A 16,650-nucleotide genomic window follows, 5' to 3' on the forward strand; every position below is an offset into this window, starting at 1 on the left:
TCATTGAATCCACTGCTGAAGGGGGCGTTGCTGATCATCGCCTCCGAATTCTGTCTGGTCTCCAGCGGTATCTTCATCCGGCAGGTCAGCGCTGATCTGCCGACTGAAGTCACGGTACTGATGCGAAATCTGCTGGGGCTGGTTGTGCTGCTGCCGTTGATCTTTCATGCCGGAATCACAACACTCAAAACCGACAGGATCAGATTGCATCTGGTGCGCTCTCTGCTGGGCGTAGCAGCCATGAGCTGTCTGTTTTACGCCTGGGCAAATCTGCCACTGGCACAAGCGGCCCTACTTAAACAAACTGCACCCTTCTTTATCCCGATCTTTGCTTTCTTCTGGCTGGGCGAGCGCATTGCACCGATGGTGAAATGGGCCATTCTGCTTGGTTTCAGTGGCGTATTGCTGGTGTTGCAGCCGCAGGAGGGGATGTTGAATATAGCGGTGCTGGTTGGTCTGGGCGGAGCCATGCTGGGGTCACTGGCCAAGGTAGTGATTCGGCGCATGGGGGATACCGAGTCAGCCATCCGGATCGTATTCTACTTTGCTCTGTTTGGCTCATGCTTTGCGGCGCTCCCTGCGGCCATGAACTGGGTGACACCAACGCTGGTGCATCTGCCCTGGCTGTTGGGTCTTGCTGTCAGCTCGACACTGGCGCAACTGCTGCTGAGCAGGGCATACCTTCTGGCACCGGCTGGTTTTCTGTCGCCTTTCACCTATTCATCGGTGATGATTGCGGCTGTAGCTGGTTGGTTGATCTGGAATGAAACGCTGAATCTGATGACCTGGGGCGGGATGCTGCTGATCTGCTTTGCCGGAGTGCTGGCGCTGGTCAGGCGCAAACCGAAACAGATATGAAGTGGCTGCCATCGGCAGTGCTGTTAGCACTCGACGGCAGCCAGACTAGCCTCCTGTACGCGGCTCAGAAAGAGAAAGACGCAGTCAGGTTGATCCGGGTTTCGTCCAGATCGGCATTATCAAACAGGTGATTAAGGCTTACGCCCAGACGCACACCACTATCCAGCGCAAAATCACTGCCCAGCGTGAAAGCAGCATAATGCTTATCCGGCTCGCCAGCCGGCGTGCTGAAACGCTGTCCTGGAATATTTACCAGAGATACGTTGGCAGCACCAGACTTGCTGTTCAGGCGGCTTTCCAGCACCAGGCTTGCATAGGGTGTCCAGCCTGAGTAATCCGCACTGGCGTGCCAGCCGATAAAGCCTGTGGTGTCACGCTGAGATGCCGGATCAACATGAAGCGCTGTTGATGATCCCGCCAAAGACTGCTCGGTGTAGCTGTCCATCGACAATTGCTGCAGGCGCAAGCCAAAGAGTGGCCCATGGGTGATACGATCCGCCTCAAAGCGATACTGTGCCGCCACCTGAGCACCCAACTGGAAACCGTCCGTGCTGGCTGTCATCTGCCGCGTTGCAGGCCCGATATTGACCACACGAGTCAGATCATAGCTGCCCTTGGCAACACTCACACTGGCGTTGAGCAGCCAGTTATCGACACTGCGTGCACCATAGATACTGAACCCGGTGCTCTCATGCTCGACCCGTCCAGTGGACAGGCTGGCTTTGTTACGGCCCTGATGCAGCGCAAAACCTATCACCGCATCATCACTCACACGTTTATCGATACCCACGCCCAGCCGATAAGGGGAGCCGCCAGCACCCAGCGTGCTGTTACGGCTCTGATCACCCGATGATCCGGAAACCCAGAAGCGGGACTCAGGGCCATCACCCTGCAGCGCCGAACGGGACTGTTGATCCAGCTCCATTGATACTGCACGCTGCTCCTGTAATGCCACTCTACCTGCATGAGCAGGGAAGGCCGGTGCATCCAGCAGGCTTTGAACATAATCAGACACTGCCTGATGCCCGCCAGTGGTTGGGTGCACACCATCAGCAAAGAGGAAGGTGTTCTCCAGCCCTTCGGGGAAGTTTACTCCGGTCATACACATGGGTGAGGGTGTCGTACCACATACCGGCAGCGTGACATTGTCAAACCCATAGGCACCAGGATCAGCCTGAACTTCTTGCAACAGGCTGAAAGTATCAGCCGGAATCACAGAGATACCCTGCACCTGCAGTGCCAGCATCAGGTTGCTGTTATAGCTCTCGGTCAGCTGTGTCAGCCCTGCAGAGCCTGCAGGCCCCTGCGACATACCAAAGGGAGAGGTGCCGATATCCGGAATCAGAGGCACCACAACATACTGCGCACCGGCAGCACGCAGCATACCGATCGCTGTTACATGCTCGCCGATGGTCTTACTGACATAAGCGGGAATATCCGCCTCATTACCACCTGCCAGCCAGAAAATATCATTTGCACCCGCCCACAGCGCATAAAGCGCATTCGGGTCCGCCTTGCCACCAGTGCTGGCCAGGTAACTCTGCACCTGCTGCAGCACCGGAGTGGCCGTTAAAGCGGGGCCAGCCCCGATACCCGGTAACCCGGTAAGCCGCGCACCACCCTCGGCATAGTTACTGCCGCCCTGGTTAGCCGGTAACAGATCAATGCCATAGCTGGCAGCGATATTCTGCGCCCACACAGGGCCGGGATTAGTGGAGAACTGAAAGCCAAAGGAACCGGAATCGGTCAGGCTATCGCCAAAGAAAAGCGTGTTGGAAAAGCTACTGGCCTGCGCGCCCTGTGCCAACATCACGGCCGCTGCCAACGGGAGTAAGGTTTTTTTCAGCATGTGACATCCATTGTTATTGTTGTTTGAGTATTTGAAACGCTACGTTGAAGGAGAAAAAGTCACCGCTACTGTCGCCCCTCAGGCGGCAAGGAACAATGACAATATCGGCTGAATTGGGTGACAAAAAGGGGCAGGTGTGAGTTGCCAAAGTGCACCATACTCGGTAAAAAGGAAGGGTGAGGCGAAGCAATGGACTGCTGGCAGGTGATTAACTACCTGATATGCCGCCGGATGTGGCTAGTTATTGACCAGATAAACAGCACGTTGCTAAAACAGTTAAAGGAATTACTGTGCCCTCCAGTCCATCGAATATTAATTCGCACTCCTCATCGGAATCCGCACACTCCTGTTCTGCAGCGACAACAGAACAGACAGTCACCCATTACCATCTTCATGCGGAACGCTACCAAGCGCAGTACGATTCTATTGCAGCAGCAGATGTTCACGCTGATTGGAAAGATCTACTGGATGAGCTAAGCGTAGGAAGCGCGTTGGATGTTGGGGCGGGGAGTGGTCGTGATGCACAGTGGTTGGCTGATCTTGGCTGGGAAGTCACAGCCGTAGAGCCGGCCAGTAAGCTGCGTGAAATAGCGCAAAACCACACTCACGCTGCGATTAAGTGGGTAGATGCTAGGTTACCCGATCTCGTTGGTGTTAATGCACCTGGTGATGGTTTTGACCTCATTCTCCTGTCTGCCATCTGGATGCATGTGCCTCAGAATTACCGTCCAGCCAGCTTTAAAAGGATACTCGATCTCTTATCACCCAGTGGCACAGTGATCATTACGCTCCGCTTTGGGCCATCAGACCCCGAACGGCCTATGTATCCAGTCAGTCTCGATGAGCTTATTGTACTTGCTGCTAAGTATGGAGTGAGTCTTGTTGAATTCAACACCCAGCATTCTTCAGATAAACTGCAAAGAGCAGATGTGACATGGACTACGGTCGCTCTGGCTCGTGCGGTGGAGTTGGGTAATGAGTAGTCAAAGTGGATATCTCTTAACCGGTGGGTCAGGGCAGCAACTTCTGCCAGCTTTGCGCCGCGCTTTACGACATGCTACTGAAATTGAGATTGCGGTATCGTTTATAAAATACTCCGGTTTAGAACTGATTTTTAAGGATATTGAGGACACACTTCAATCGCAGAGACAGGTAAAGCTGACGCTGTTAACCAGCGATTATCTCTGTGTGACTGACCCAAGAGCCTTGCGTAAGCTGATGCTACTGGCAGAACGTGGTGCTGATATCCGTATTTTTGAAGCTGGTTCTGATACTAGTTTCCATCTGAAAGCCTATATTTTTGTGCGCTCTGAACAGGGTCATATCCAGTCGGCTGACGCGTTCATAGGTTCCAGCAATCTAAGCCGTCCAGCACTGACTGATGGTTTGGAGTGGAACTACCACCTTGATTACCCAAATGAAGCTGACTCATTAGCGGCAAAGCGCATTGATGAAGTTCGGCATCAGTTCCAATGCTTGCTGATGCTGCCACAAGTTATGCCCATCTCTTTTGAGTGGATAGAGCAGTACCAGTTACGCTATGACAATGCTCGGAAGGTTGTCGCCATCACCTCCGCCATGCCTGGTGCCGATGAACCAGAACCTGAGATACCCTTACCCAAACCTCATCAGGAAGAGGCGCTTCAAGCGCTGGTTACTGCTCGCCAGCGTGGTATACGCAAGGGCTTGGTCGTCTTGGCGACAGGTATGGGCAAGACCTATCTCTCAGCTTTCGATGCTGCTCAGACCGAAGCTGTGCGCGTACTGTTTGTGGCGCATCGAGAGGAAATTTTGCTGCAGGCTGAGGAAAGCTTTTTAGCAGTGATGCCACACAAGAGGGTTGGGCGCTATACAGGTAAGCAGAAAGATACAGAGTGTGATCTGCTATTTGCTTCAGTTCAGACGTTAGGCCGGTCAGCTCATCTGGATCGTTTTTCTGCTGGTCATTTCGACTACATCATTGTTGATGAGTTTCACCATGCAGCGGCCAGTAGCTATCAGCGTTTGATTGAATACTTTACACCTGATTTCATGCTCGGCCTTACGGCTACGCCGGATCGTACAGATCGCTCTGATATTCTGCGGCTGTGTGATAACAATTTGATTTACAGGCAAGATTTATTTGATGGTATCGTCAATCAGCAACTATGTCCTTTTCATTACTATGGCATCTTCGATACCGAGGTGAACTACGAACATATCCCTTGGCGGAATGGTCGATTTGATCCAAATAAGCTCTCTACCCAGTTAGCGACACGTGGAAGAGCAAAGCATGCGCTCAGAGAGTGGCGAGCTAAATGCCAGAGTCGCACCTTAGCCTTTTGTGCGTCACAAAAACATGCTGATTACATGGCTGATTTTTTCAATAAGCAAGGTGTTCGTGCTGCGAGTGTGCACACTGAATCTAACCTCACTCGATCAGAGGCTCTGGATCAGCTTGGTAATGGTCAGTTACAGGTTTTGTTCTCTGTTGATCTGTTTAATGAGGGTGTTGATCTACCACAGATAGATACGGTGATGATGCTCAGGCCGACTGAGTCCAAAATTTTATTTCTCCAGCAGTTTGGGCGCGGGCTGCGGTTGAGTGATGGTAAAGAGAAATTGGTGGTGCTGGACTTTGTTGGAAATCATCATAGTTTCCTGAATCGTCCAGAGATGCTGCTGGGATCGGTTTTTGAGCGTAAACCAACACGCAAACAGTTAGTGGATGCCGCTAAAGACAGCAACAGCCTGCTACCGGATGGATGTTATATTAATTATGACATCGGTTTTATCGACTTTCTGGAAAGCCTGATCAGTGAGCAACTCGAAACCCAGTATGAAAAGCTAAAACTAAATCTGAAGCGCCGCCCGACATTGGCTGAATTCTGGAACAGCGGCGCAAGCCTTAACCGCTTACGCCAACAGTATGGTAGCTGGTGGGAGTTTATTGATGAGCAGGGGGATGCCGCTGCTGAAGAACTGTCAGTCTTGGAAAGGCATGCCCAGTGGTTTCGTGATTTTACGACGACAAAGCTTTCCCGCTCATACAAGCTTGTATTGCTTCAGACGCTTCTTGATCATCAAGCGATGAGCCAATCAGTTGAACAACGGCAATTAGCGCTATGGGCTAAAGAGTGGTATCTGAGCCATGTGGAGTGGGTTGCCGACTTGCCAGACAGTAAGCAGTCTCTGGCAACATTAAGTGATCGCGAGTGGTTCAATCATTGGCGAACCAATCCGATCACCTTCTGGTGCACGCCAGAGCAAGGTTCGCAGATAACCTGGTTTGCCCAAGATGGAGTGCAGTTCACCTTCCAGCAGAGTCTTACAGCTGCAGAACTACCTGTCTTTAGTGAGATGACACAGCAGCTACTCGATTGGCGGCTAGCTCAGTATGGCGTATCACGCCTTGAAAGCGTTAAACCAGAACCGAGTACAGCGCTGGTTACTCATATCGATGAACCAGTGCAGATACCCTTCTTTCCCAATATCAAAATAGCTTGTGGTCACTTCAAAACAGGTCATGCCGATGTTCAAGAGTTTGTCGCTGCCCCAAGTGGTTTCGGAGCGCTGACATCTGAGCGTCACTTCGTGGCGCGGGCTTCAGGTAATTCAATGAATGGTGGCAAATCGCCCATACTTGATGGCGATTATTTGCTCCTGGAGCAGATTACCTCGGGCAATGCTGGCAGCATCAGCAATCAGGCAGTAGCGATTGAGCGACAGGATGAGGCTGGTGACAACCAATACTTATTGCGTAGAGTGCTTAAAAATGCCGATGGTAGCTACACGCTAAGGGCACAGAATCCAGAATATCCTGACCTGATCGCTGATGAAAATATGGTAACGTTTGCTCGCCTCAAGGGCAAAGTTGATCCGCTGGAGTTATTCGTTGGGCAGGAGTTTATGCGTGAAGATATTCCGGTACTTTTCGATGTTGAGTTTAACCCAGGAAATTGGCAGTCAGGCCATGTTGTTCTTAATGAGCAACGGGCACAGATTTTATTGGTCACGCTGAACAAGCAGGGTAAATCTGAAGACCATCGTTACCATGACTACTTCATCAACTCGAAGCAGTTCCACTGGCAATCACAGAACAGCACCAGCCCGACCAGTAAACGTGGCCAGCAAATTATTGACCATCGAGCATTGGGCCTAAAGGTTTATCTATTTGTGCGAGAGCATAAGCTGAGAAATGGCAAAGCCGCGCCTTTTCATTTCTATGGAGAGGTGAGCTACTTGAGTCATGAAGGTAGTCAGCCGATGAGTGTTGTTTGGCAGCTAAATTAATTACGGAGCTAGCCAATAAAAACCTCTGCACGATGGCGCTCCATAAACACCTCATCAGGTGCAAATCGCCAGGGTAGTTCGACTTGTTGGCCCTCATAGGTGAAAAAGGCTGTATCGAATACTGGTTCTGTTTGTCGTTTTATCTCACTAGACAGTACGACTCGCCACTCCTGATCAAGGGTAATCAAGCCTTGATCAAATGCTCGGTCATGCAGTGCTGATAGGCAAAGACCATTGCTGGGGTTGAGGCGGTTGGCTTTATCTTTACTCCAGGGCACGATATGGCTGGCAATCAGCAGGCTAGGGTGAGATAGACCTGTGATACAGCATCGGTTGTTGTAGCTTGATAATACAGCTTTGCGGAAAAAGTTCTGCTTGATCCGTTGTTGAGTAACCACTTGGCGCGTCTCACCAGTGAAGTCCTCCGTCTTATCATCGGGACCATCAGTAGTGGGTATATCTGGCGTGCTCTGCGCCGTCTCCTTGCTCAAGTGGGCTCGTATCGTAATACACTCGTCTGCTAGTCCCTCCCAGTCAGCATGAAATTCATCCCAGACCTGTTTGTCGAGTTTTGAAACATTCCCCATACCTTTTCGCCCCGAGTTTCTGATAGCCGGATCGAGGCTAGCCAGATTACTAAGCTTAAACGCAACGGCTGAGGGTGTGCGTTGAATGAGAGCAGCAAGTGCGATTATATCGGGATTTCCTTGATGCAACTTGCCAAAAGGTAGCTGGCAGTAGAGGTAGAAGGCGAGCTTGACCTGTTCTTCTGTCCAACGATTCAGCGTCATTCGTGATCATCCTTCTTTGTATGGGCACATGTATGATGCCAGCTAGACCTGGTTCAGGAAAGCGTTGACCTACACTTGTGATGCGTTACTGTATCCTATGCAAATGACTGAACTCAGGAAGAGACAAATATGAAAATCCAGTTCTACAGCGCTCAATCCTACGATCGCACCTTTTTCGATAAGGCGAACCAGCACTTTGGTTTTGCGTTGAGCTATCTCGATACCCCTTTGAGTGCCAAAACAGCCAGTCTTGCGGCAGGGGCGCAGGCGGTGTGTGCGTTTGTGAACGATACGCTGGATGAGGCGTGTCTGTATGCGCTCAAGCAGCAAGGGGTTATGTGGGTGGCGTTGCGTTGTGCCGGGTTCAATCAGGTTGATCTGGAGGCTGCTGCCGAGTTGGGTATCCGTGTGGTCAGGGTGCCGGGCTATTCGCCGGAGGCGGTGGCTGAGCATACGCTGGCGTTGATCCTGACGCTGAATCGTCATACACATCGTGCTTATAATCGGGTGCGGGAAAGTAATTTCCAGCTCAACGGGTTGCTCGGTTTTAATCTGCATGGCAAAACGGTGGGGCTTATCGGCACAGGCCAGATCGGTTTGGCAACGGCGCGTATTCTGCGTGGCTTTGGTTGTCATCTGTTGGCATTTGATCCTTATCCATCGGCTGATTTTGAGGCGCTGGGAGGCTCTTATGTAACGCTGGATGAGATTTATGCCCAGTCAGATATCATCAGCCTGCACTGTCCGCTATCGCTAGAGAATCACCACCTGATCAATGGGGCGGCGATTGCGGCGATGAAGCCGGGCGTGATGCTGGTGAATACGTCGCGCGGTGGGTTGGTGGATACTCGGTCTGCAATTCTGGCGTTGAAGTCGGGCCAGATAGGTTATCTGGCACTGGATGTGTATGAGCAGGAGAGTGAGTTTTTCTTCCGTGATTTGTCGGATGAGATCATGTCTGATGATGATCTTTCGCGTTTGATGACCTTCCCGAATGTTTTGATCACGGGGCATCAAGGGTTCTTTACTGAGGAGGCCCTGACTCAGATCGCCGAAATTACACTAAGCAACCTTCAGGCGCTGAGTGAGCAGGGCGAGTGTGTGAATGAGATTAACAGGCATCTGGACTGAGCATGGTTTTGAGCGGGTAAGCAGGATGGTGGCAAACTCGCATAATCCTGTTGCAAATGACCCTGCATAGGGTGAGCGTGGCAAGTGACTTGCGTCACCGCTCAGCGGTTAAGTCTAACTGGGGTGGCATCAAATGATTAGTCAGCTGGAAATTCATCACCTGCGTACCCTGAGTACTCTCTTTAAATATGGCACGCTATCGACTGCGGCTGAGCAACTGGGTCTTTCCCAGCAGGCGGTCAGTCAGCAACTGAAAAAGCTCCGGTTGATCCTGGGTGATCCCTTGTTCTCTGCTACGGGGCAGGGCATGGCGCCAAGTCCTTATGCCCGCAGTATTCAGCCAATAATTGATTCTGTGTTGCAGCAGTTGCAGCAACTGCCTCTCCCTGCAGATATCGATCCACGCAGTGTCTCGCGCAGCGTGGTGATTTCGGCAACAGATCATGCTCAAAAAGTTGTGCTGGCGAGCCAACTGCAGGCGATCAGGCGCTTCGCACCCAAGCTTAAGCTGTTGGTGATCCCTATCGAAAGTGCAGGCCTGACTCGGAGAATGCAACTCGGTGAGATAGATCTTGCACTGACGACGGCTGGGTATGTTCCAGATGGGCTGCTGTCCCGCCCGTTGTTTGTCGAACGCTATCTTTGCGTCACTGCCAACGAGACGCTTCGCCGTGCCGAACCTCTGACGCTCCAGCAACTAGTGGAGTATGATTTTGTTGTAACGTCTCCCGGTACAGCGGGTCTGTGTGGTTCGGCAGCAGACTGGTTTGAGCAACAAGGATATCCACGTCATGTGGTCATTTCTTCACCGTCTTTTTTAATGACCCTGGAGCTGCTCAGGCAGACAGAGCTGGTAGCGTTTATCCCTGAAAGGATGCTGCCGGTGCCGGGCCTTTTCGAGGTTCCGCTTCAGAAGTATCCGCCTGGCTTCGAGGTGGTAATGGCCTGGCATCCCAATGCAGGGCAAGATCCGGTGTTGAACTGGCTGATGGAACAACTGCAACTTGTAGTGGCTACAAGTATGGCTTGATGGGCAAGGGGTGCTGATGCTCTTAGACTGACTGGACTGTTTATCAAAACAACGAGGTCATCATGAGTATTACTAAAATCAACCCGCAATCGCTTTATGATGGGGCCCCTCATGGTCTGTCACATGCTGTGGTAGATGAAGTATCGGGGCTGGTTTTCATTTCAGGTCAGGTTGACTGGACACCAGACTATCAGGTCAAGAGTGACAACATAGGCGAGCAGACCCGTAATGCCATTAATAACCTGAAAAAGGTGTTGGCCGAAGCCGGCTCTGATATCAGCCATGTCCTCCAATTACGTGTTTATGTGCGCGGTGAGTTGGATGATCACATGGAGAAGATCATTCCGATCATGGTGGAAACTTTCGGCACTACGCGCCCGGCGGTGACCGGTGTAGGAGTCAGCTCACTGGCGTCTCCAGACACGCTGCTAGAGATTGAAGCGGTTGCTCGGGTAATAAGGGTATAGACTTGAGCCGAAAGGCTTGGTGTGCAGTTTGGGCGATCAAGCCTGTATCTGCATTGTGAGTAGCAGTATGTTTGGAGTGAAAAATTAACATAATCAGGAGGCAGTAATGGACGCAATGTACAGTGGCAGCTGTTTATGTAGTCAGGTTCGATTTGTCGTTGAGGGGTTCAGCTCGAAAGTTGCAAACTGCCACTGTTCGATGTGCCGTAAATTTCATGGTGCAGCCTTCGCGACCCTGGTGAGCGTCAGTGGCCTGAGATGGGTGTCTGGCGAATCTCTGCTGAAGCATTATACGGCTGGCAATGGAACGGTCAGAAGCTTCTGTTCGGAGTGTGGCTCGAGCTTGGGCTTTCGTGGCAGAAATGAACCGCTATCGGCGATTGAGATAGCTATATCCGCGTTTGATGAAGATATCCCCGTTGAAGTGGATGCCCATATTTATACAAACTACAAGGCATGCTGGCATCACATCGCTGATAAGCTGCCCGCTTATGGAGAGGGGCGTGAATAATTTTCTTCCATCTGTGATATTCAGGTGCTGAACTCCATGCCATATTTGCGCTTGATCCTTCTGACCTCGCTGGCCATGATCGCATTTGCGGGAAACTCGCTGCTGTGCCGTGTGGCGCTTTTACAGACCGATATTGATGCGGCCAGTTTTACCACTATTCGATTGGTGTCTGGCGCAGTCACGCTGTGGCTGATTGTTCGTATGCGTGAAGGTGAACGGACTGGAGGTGGTAACTGGTTATCGGCATTGGCACTGTTTGTGTATGCGGCAGGCTTTTCATTTGCCTACATCAGTCTGACAGCTGCGACCGGTGCGCTGCTGCTGTTTGGTGCTGTTCAGGCGACGATGATCAGCTGTGGCTTCTGGAAGGGAGAGCGTCTGTCAGCCCTTCAGTTGGTTGGCTTTTTGCTGGCTCTTGCTGGGTTGGTAGGGCTGCTGTTACCGGGATTATCGGCACCACCTCTGGCGGGTTCTCTGTTGATGCTCGGGGCAGGAGTCGCTTGGGGTGTCTATTCTCTGCGCGGTAAGGGTGGTGGTGATCCCACGCGCGTTACAGCGGGTAATTTTCTGCGTGCAGCGCCGATTGCTGCAGGTTTGAGTCTGCTGATGTTGAGCCGTTATTCTGTGGATATGGCCGGGTTCTGGTATGGCGTGGCGTCCGGTGCGCTGGCGTCTGGAATCGGTTATGCGATCTGGTATACGGCCCTGCCTGCCTTGAGGGCCACCAGCGCTGCGACGATTCAGCTCAGTGTGCCGGTCATTGCTGCACTGGGCGGAATTGTCTTTCTGGGCGAGAGTCTGTCATTGCGCCTGGTGCTGGCATCGGTGGCGATCCTTGGTGGCATCGCGCTGGTGATTCTGGCTCGCTCACGTGAGCAGGGGACGTAGTTTTGTCGTACTGACCTGTCGAGCACTGACTTCATTCAGAGACAATTTGGCCATCTGAGTATTTGGTAAACAATTTAAATCGCGTTATAGTCCGGCCGCTGCCATTCAGGAAACAGGCAGGCCCATACTCTGATCAGTATGGGGTATTTTAACAAGGAGAGTTTCATGGGCATACCCACCGCACGTTCAGGTGACCATCACACCTACCTGGTAACCACTATAACCGTATCTTTGTTACCGACTACCTGCACCCTATCAAACTGAGAGATTCAGGCGGGTAACTGCCATGTAGCGGATAACTATCAAGTTGTCAGAAAAAGGTTCTGGTTCCCCCATTGCACTTGGCTGTTCATAAATTGGACAGATTGGCTGAAGATGATCAGAATGATATATTGGAACTGGCAAGGATAGGGAGGATAGATGCTGAGCAGCTCAGGTCGGTTGGTATGAGCGTCGCTTCTTATGGGGTAGGCTCGCGTTCTCGGCTGGAGAGTAATGTGCTCTACATGTTTGACTTGCTCAAGGAGCGCGGTTTTTAGGTGGTATTGAAAAATGAATGCAGACAAGCAGTTACAGTATTATTTTGAACTAGCGTTTTCTAGTCCTTTGGATACCTTGGAAAACTCCAGGGAGCGCCTGTGCAAGGTTGCTGAGCATGTCTGGTTTTGTCACTTTGTACCCGAACTGGATCGCTTGAGTAATCCAGAGGTGGCCGCCAAGGCTGCATATGTTGTGGACTTCCTCGCTTCAAATCATCTTGTGGAATCAGATCAGAAAAAGCTTCTGAAACAGCAGGTTCAGAATGTTTGGGTGAGGCTGGAGAGCGACACTGTGAACCTGACTGAACGGACGTTTTATGTAAATGATTGCTCCCCGCAGAGAAACAGAGACGTCTTTGCACAGCGATGGCATTTTGCATCAGGCATGAGGCCCAGAGAGCTTGGTCTCTTCAATATGCAGCGTAGAGTAAATCAAAGTAAGTACAGTAACTTAAACGATCAGTGACTCTACTGATGTTCGTGTTTGAATGAACTGATTTTTAGTTGCTCACCTCACACCAGGCAGGTCCGTCCAGCGGGTCGTATAAGCCGGGGAGCGGTGTTCCTGTTTCATCCGCCAGGGTTGCTGGCAGCCCTGACGCGCGAAGTGGATACGGCCTCTGCCGCTGAGGTTGATCCGATCGAGCACGGTCATCAGTGCTTTGCTGTTGGCGGGTAGGGTGCTCTTGCTTTTAAACAGATCCGGCTGATAGGTGCCGGGGGCAAAGAAGTCACCCAGCATGACGCCAGCTTTGGCGTAGTCGTAACCATCGCGCCAGATCTGATCAAGCAGCTTCATGCAACTGTCGAGCAGAATGCGGGTATCGTCACTGGGCAGGTCCAGCTCCAGGCTGGCCGATTGCGCATAGAAGGGTTGCCCGGGTGTGAAGGAGCTGGTGCGGATAAAGATGCCTATTCTGCGTGCGTAGCGCTGTTCCAGACGCAGCTTTTCGGCGGCTCGACCTGCATAGGTGGCGATCGCTTCACGCATCGGTTGCAGCGTGGTGATACGCTCACCGAAGGAACGCGAGCAGAGTATCTGCTGCTTGGTTGCGGGGCTTTCGTCCAGCCCGAAACAGGGGATGCCGTTCAGCTCATTGATGGTTCGCTCCAGCGTGACGGAGAAGCGCTTGCGCATCATGCGTGGATCGGTCTGTGCCAGCTTTAATGCGCTGTCGATCCCCATTGCTTCAAGGTGCTTGCTCAGGCGCCGACCAACCCCCCAGACATCACCGACCGACATCAATGACATCAGTTTTTTCTGACGTGTTGTGCAGCTCAGGTCCACTATGCCGCCGGTGGCCGGGTAGCGCTTTGCCGCTTGATTGGCCAGTTTGGCGAGTGTTTTACTCGGTGCCATGCCAACACTGACGCTGATGCCCAGCCAACGTTGCAGGGTATCGCGTATCTGCAGGCCGAAATCCTGCAAAGACAGACAGTTACGCACGCCGGTCAGATCCAGAAAGGCTTCATCGATCGAGTAGACCTCTACCCGTGGGGCCAACTCCTCCAGTACTTGCATGACTCGCGCAGAGATATCGCCATAGAGCGGGTAGTTGGATGAGAATACTACGATCTGATGCTGGCGTATCAGTTGTTGTACCTGAAACAGCGGGGCACCCATCGGCACACCGAGCGCCTTGGCTTCGGCAGAACGGGCGATGATGCAGCCGTCGTTGTTGGACAGCACAACCACTGGGCGGTGTTTAAGGTCCGGCCGGAACAGCTTCTCGCAACTGGCGTAGAAGTTGTTGCAGTCGACCAGCGCAAAGACGGGCGTCATGAGCGTTTCAGTGAGTGGATCACATGAATCACCACACCGAATATCTCCAGCTCTGTCTCTTCGGGAATGTCGATGGGTGGGTAAGCTGGGTTCATCGCCAGCAGGCGAGGGTGTGGGCGCAGCTGTAATTTCTTGACCGTCAGTTCGGCATTGAAACCGGCGATGACGATATCGCCATGTTCGGCCTGCAGTGAGCGATCCACCACGAGGATATCACCGGGGAAAATCCCGGCATCGATCATGGAGTCCCCCTGAGCGCGCACGAAAAAAGTGGCTGCGGGTTTCTGGATGCACAGTTCGTTCAGATCCAGCGTCCGTTCGATAAAATCCTGTGCCGGTGATGGGAAACCGGCGATCACCACATCAAGAAACAGCGGCATGTGCAGACGGGGAAAAGGGGCGGCTGCGCCCAGAAACGTTACAGACATCGTGGCACCTATACAGATACTGTTCATTTATACAGTACCTGTATTATGATGCAGCGATGCCTGCAACGCAATCAGGTTATTGGAAATCAGCTTTTGCTGTTGGCCTGGTCCCGCAGTACGAACTTCTGAATTTTGCCGGTCGAGGTTTTCGGCAGGTCGCAGAAGATCACTTTTTTCGGGGCCTTGAATCGTGCCATGTTATCGCGACAGAAGTTGATGATCGTTTCTTCACTGACGTTGCCGGCGCTGGGTTTCAAAGCGATGAATGCACAGGGCACTTCGCCCCATTTCTCATCGTGCATTGCTACCACGGCGGCCTCCAGTACAGCTGGGTGACGATACAGCACATCCTCCACCTCGATGGATGAGATATTCTCGCCACCGGAGATGATGATATCTTTGGAGCGGTCCTTGATCTCGACATAGCCATCGGCATGCCAGACCGCCAGATCACCGGAGTGGAACCAGCCACCGGCAAAGGATTTATCGGTGGTGCCGGGGTTCTTCAGATAACCCTTCATGACCAGGTTGCCGCGCATGAAGATCTCGCCGATGGTTTTGCCATCCTGTGGTACCGGTTCCAGCGTTTCGGGGTTGGCGACCATCAGCCCTTCCAGCATCGGGGCGCGTACCCCTTGGCGTGACTTGAGGCGGGCCTTCTCGGTAGCGGTTTTTTCATCCCACTCATCATGCCAGGCGCAGACGACGCTCGGACCATAGGTTTCGGTCAGGCCATAGACGTGTGTTACGCGGAACCCCATCTGTTCCATCCCTTCGATGACGGAGGCCGGTGGTGCGGCACCTGCGGTCATCACCTTGACCTCGTGCTGGATGCCCGTTTTCATCTCATCCGGGGCATTGTTCAGCATGTTAAGTACGATTGGGGCGCCGCAGAAGTGGTTGACCTTTTCCAGCTTGATTGCATCATAGATATGGTCGGCACGCACATGGCGCAGGCAGACACTGACACCGGCAGAAGCGGCAATTGCCCAGGGGAAGCACCAGCCATTGCAGTGGAACATCGGCAGGGTCCAGAGATAGACCGGATGGTGGCCCATATCCCAGGAGACAATATTGCTCATGGCATTCAGATAGGCGCCACGATGGTGATAAACAACACCTTTGGGGTCACCGGTAGTGCCGGAGGTGTAGTTGAGGGTGATCGCTTCCCATTCATCCTCGGGCATCTGCCAGGCAAAGTCGGGATCGCCTTCGCTCAGTAGCGCTTCATAGTCTTTTTCGCCGATCAGTTCTCCACCTTCGTAGAAGGGGTCGTCGATATCGATTACCAGAGGCTTGTTGGCCATCATCCTAACGGCGCGCTGAATCACTTCGGAGAATTCGCGATCCACAATGACCACTTTGGCTTCGCCATGTTGCAGGATAAAGCTGATCGCTTCGGCATCCAGACGGATGTTGAGTGCATTCAGCACAGCACCAGCCATGGGCACGGCGAAATGGGCTTCGAAGGTTTCGGGCAGGTTGGGGGCCATGACGGCTACGGTATCCCCCTTGCCGATACCTCGTTTGTGCAAGGCGCTTGCCAGCTGGCAGCAGCGGCGATAGGTCTCAGCCCAGGTGCGGCGCAGGCTCTGATGCACTACTGCTGTTCTGTTCGGGTAGACATCTGCGGCACGGGTAATGAAGCTTAAAGGGGTCAGCGGGGTATAGTTGGCCTGGTTCTGCTCAAGACCCAGTGCATAGAGATTGTGCTTATTCATTTTATTCTCCGGTATTTATCCCTGTCTCTGCTGTCAGCATACGTATTTCCCCTTATATGACAAGCTGTCAGTTAGTCTTAATAAGCAACTGATGCAAGGAGGATGCTGGGAGCTTGGGTAAAACAGAGAGACTGAATTAAACCGGCTGGATAACACCGGCCGGGGTGTACCGGCCAGTGTTGGAGGTTGCGCGGCAGCCGATCTGAGTTGCCGCGCGGAACCCATCAGGTCATATGGAAGAACTTCTGACGTGCCGCCAGGAAGGCCTGGTCAACCGTTTCGGTACGGGTACGCAGAACGTTCAGTGACTGCAGGAAGTGCTCAGTGGTCTTCTTGGTCAGAGCATCACCGCTTTCACGCAGCTCTGTGATGATCTCTTTTG

Annotated in this window: 14 protein-coding genes; 9 read left to right on the forward strand and 5 right to left on the reverse strand. The window is 52.4% G+C overall.

Annotated elements, in window-relative coordinates; all coding sequences use genetic code 11:
• Positions 1-3: 3 nt before the first annotated feature.
• The gene (locus tag F7R27_RS13190) at positions 4-858 is read left to right on the forward strand and encodes a DMT family transporter (RefSeq protein ID WP_151704721.1); all 855 of its coding nucleotides are present in this window, start codon (positions 4-6) and stop codon (positions 856-858) included.
• A gap of 64 nt (positions 859-922) precedes the next feature.
• Here the strand turns inward: F7R27_RS13190 and F7R27_RS13195 are convergent, their stop codons facing one another.
• Positions 923-2,707 carry an autotransporter domain-containing protein gene (locus tag F7R27_RS13195; protein ID WP_151704722.1) on the reverse strand — a complete coding sequence of 595 codons (1,785 nt, stop codon included), beginning with the start codon at positions 2,705-2,707 and terminating at the stop codon, positions 923-925.
• 290 nt (positions 2,708-2,997) lie between these two features.
• Between F7R27_RS13195 and F7R27_RS13200 the strand changes: the two genes are divergently transcribed.
• The gene (locus F7R27_RS13200) at positions 2,998-3,690 is read left to right on the forward strand and encodes a class I SAM-dependent methyltransferase (RefSeq protein WP_168927506.1); all 693 of its coding nucleotides are present in this window, start codon (positions 2,998-3,000) and stop codon (positions 3,688-3,690) included.
• Positions 3,683-6,979 (forward strand): DUF3427 domain-containing protein, encoded by a 3,297-nt coding sequence (locus F7R27_RS13205; protein WP_151704724.1) that lies wholly within the window; start codon positions 3,683-3,685, stop codon positions 6,977-6,979. Before F7R27_RS13200 ends, F7R27_RS13205 begins: the two co-directional genes overlap by 8 nt.
• Before the next feature lie 8 nt (positions 6,980-6,987).
• Here F7R27_RS13205 and F7R27_RS13210 read toward each other — a convergent pair whose 3' ends face one another.
• Positions 6,988-7,770: an HNH endonuclease gene (locus F7R27_RS13210; RefSeq protein WP_151704725.1), complete on the reverse strand. Its 783-nt coding sequence runs from the start codon at positions 7,768-7,770 to the stop codon at positions 6,988-6,990.
• A gap of 129 nt (positions 7,771-7,899) precedes the next feature.
• Here F7R27_RS13210 and F7R27_RS13215 point away from each other — a divergent pair, with 129 nt between their 5' ends.
• The 6 genes from F7R27_RS13215 (at position 7,900) to F7R27_RS13240 (ending at position 12,802) form a co-directional block, all read left to right on the forward strand.
• Positions 7,900-8,901: a 2-hydroxyacid dehydrogenase gene (locus F7R27_RS13215; protein WP_151704726.1), complete on the forward strand. Its 1,002-nt coding sequence runs from the start codon at positions 7,900-7,902 to the stop codon at positions 8,899-8,901.
• Between the two features lie 133 nt (positions 8,902-9,034).
• Positions 9,035-9,931, forward strand: coding sequence for a LysR family transcriptional regulator (locus F7R27_RS13220; RefSeq protein ID WP_151704727.1), 897 nt, complete (start codon positions 9,035-9,037; stop codon positions 9,929-9,931).
• A gap of 62 nt (positions 9,932-9,993) precedes the next feature.
• Complete coding sequence (locus F7R27_RS13225; RefSeq protein ID WP_151704728.1) at positions 9,994-10,398, forward strand: RidA family protein; 405 nt, start codon at positions 9,994-9,996, stop codon at positions 10,396-10,398.
• Positions 10,399-10,504: 106 nt separating this feature from the next.
• The gene (locus F7R27_RS13230; RefSeq protein ID WP_151704729.1) at positions 10,505-10,909 is read left to right on the forward strand and encodes a GFA family protein; all 405 of its coding nucleotides are present in this window, start codon (positions 10,505-10,507) and stop codon (positions 10,907-10,909) included.
• 36 nt (positions 10,910-10,945) lie between these two features.
• The gene (locus tag F7R27_RS13235) at positions 10,946-11,797 is read left to right on the forward strand and encodes a DMT family transporter (RefSeq protein ID WP_151704730.1); all 852 of its coding nucleotides are present in this window, start codon (positions 10,946-10,948) and stop codon (positions 11,795-11,797) included.
• A 552-nt stretch (positions 11,798-12,349) separates the two neighbouring features.
• Positions 12,350-12,802, forward strand: coding sequence for a hypothetical protein (locus F7R27_RS13240; RefSeq protein ID WP_151704731.1), 453 nt, complete (start codon positions 12,350-12,352; stop codon positions 12,800-12,802).
• 42 nt (positions 12,803-12,844) lie between these two features.
• Here F7R27_RS13240 and umuC read toward each other — a convergent pair whose 3' ends face one another.
• Genes umuC through F7R27_RS13255 form a run of 3 tightly spaced genes read right to left on the reverse strand, consistent with a single transcriptional unit; the run spans position 12,845 to position 16,268 of the window.
• Positions 12,845-14,119, reverse strand: coding sequence for a translesion error-prone DNA polymerase V subunit UmuC (gene umuC / locus F7R27_RS13245; RefSeq protein ID WP_151704732.1), 1,275 nt, complete (start codon positions 14,117-14,119; stop codon positions 12,845-12,847).
• Complete coding sequence (gene umuD, locus F7R27_RS13250; RefSeq protein ID WP_476739168.1) at positions 14,116-14,574, reverse strand: translesion error-prone DNA polymerase V autoproteolytic subunit; 459 nt, start codon at positions 14,572-14,574, stop codon at positions 14,116-14,118. Before umuD ends, umuC begins: the two co-directional genes overlap by 4 nt.
• 59 nt (positions 14,575-14,633) lie before the next feature.
• Positions 14,634-16,268 carry an acyl-CoA synthetase gene (locus tag F7R27_RS13255; protein WP_151704733.1) on the reverse strand — a complete coding sequence of 545 codons (1,635 nt, stop codon included), beginning with the start codon at positions 16,266-16,268 and terminating at the stop codon, positions 14,634-14,636.
• Positions 16,269-16,650 lie beyond the last annotated feature (382 nt).

This window comes from Nitrincola alkalilacustris, from assembly GCF_008973755.1.
GTDB lineage: Bacteria > Pseudomonadota > Gammaproteobacteria > Pseudomonadales > Balneatricaceae > Nitrincola > Nitrincola alkalilacustris.

What these genes read in the sequence shown, in the direction of transcription:
- F7R27_RS13195 (WP_151704722.1), bottom strand. Translation starts at nt 2,707, where the DNA reads ATGCTGAAAAAAACCTTACTCCCGTTGGCAGCGGCCGTGATGTTGGCA.
- F7R27_RS13205 (WP_151704724.1), top strand. Translation starts at nt 3,683, where the DNA reads ATGAGTAGTCAAAGTGGATATCTCTTAACCGGTGGGTCAGGGCAGCAA.
- F7R27_RS13210 (WP_151704725.1), bottom strand. Translation starts at nt 7,770, where the DNA reads ATGACGCTGAATCGTTGGACAGAAGAACAGGTCAAGCTCGCCTTCTAC.
- F7R27_RS13215 (WP_151704726.1), top strand. Translation starts at nt 7,900, where the DNA reads ATGAAAATCCAGTTCTACAGCGCTCAATCCTACGATCGCACCTTTTTC.
- F7R27_RS13220 (WP_151704727.1), top strand. Translation starts at nt 9,035, where the DNA reads ATGATTAGTCAGCTGGAAATTCATCACCTGCGTACCCTGAGTACTCTC.
- F7R27_RS13225 (WP_151704728.1), top strand. Translation starts at nt 9,994, where the DNA reads ATGAGTATTACTAAAATCAACCCGCAATCGCTTTATGATGGGGCCCCT.
- F7R27_RS13230 (WP_151704729.1), top strand. Translation starts at nt 10,505, where the DNA reads ATGGACGCAATGTACAGTGGCAGCTGTTTATGTAGTCAGGTTCGATTT.
- F7R27_RS13235 (WP_151704730.1), top strand. Translation starts at nt 10,946, where the DNA reads ATGCCATATTTGCGCTTGATCCTTCTGACCTCGCTGGCCATGATCGCA.
- F7R27_RS13240 (WP_151704731.1), top strand. Translation starts at nt 12,350, where the DNA reads ATGAATGCAGACAAGCAGTTACAGTATTATTTTGAACTAGCGTTTTCT.
- umuC (WP_151704732.1), bottom strand. Translation starts at nt 14,119, where the DNA reads ATGACGCCCGTCTTTGCGCTGGTCGACTGCAACAACTTCTACGCCAGT.
- umuD (WP_476739168.1), bottom strand. Translation starts at nt 14,574, where the DNA reads ATGAACAGTATCTGTATAGGTGCCACGATGTCTGTAACGTTTCTGGGC.
- F7R27_RS13255 (WP_151704733.1), bottom strand. Translation starts at nt 16,268, where the DNA reads ATGAATAAGCACAATCTCTATGCACTGGGTCTTGAGCAGAACCAGGCC.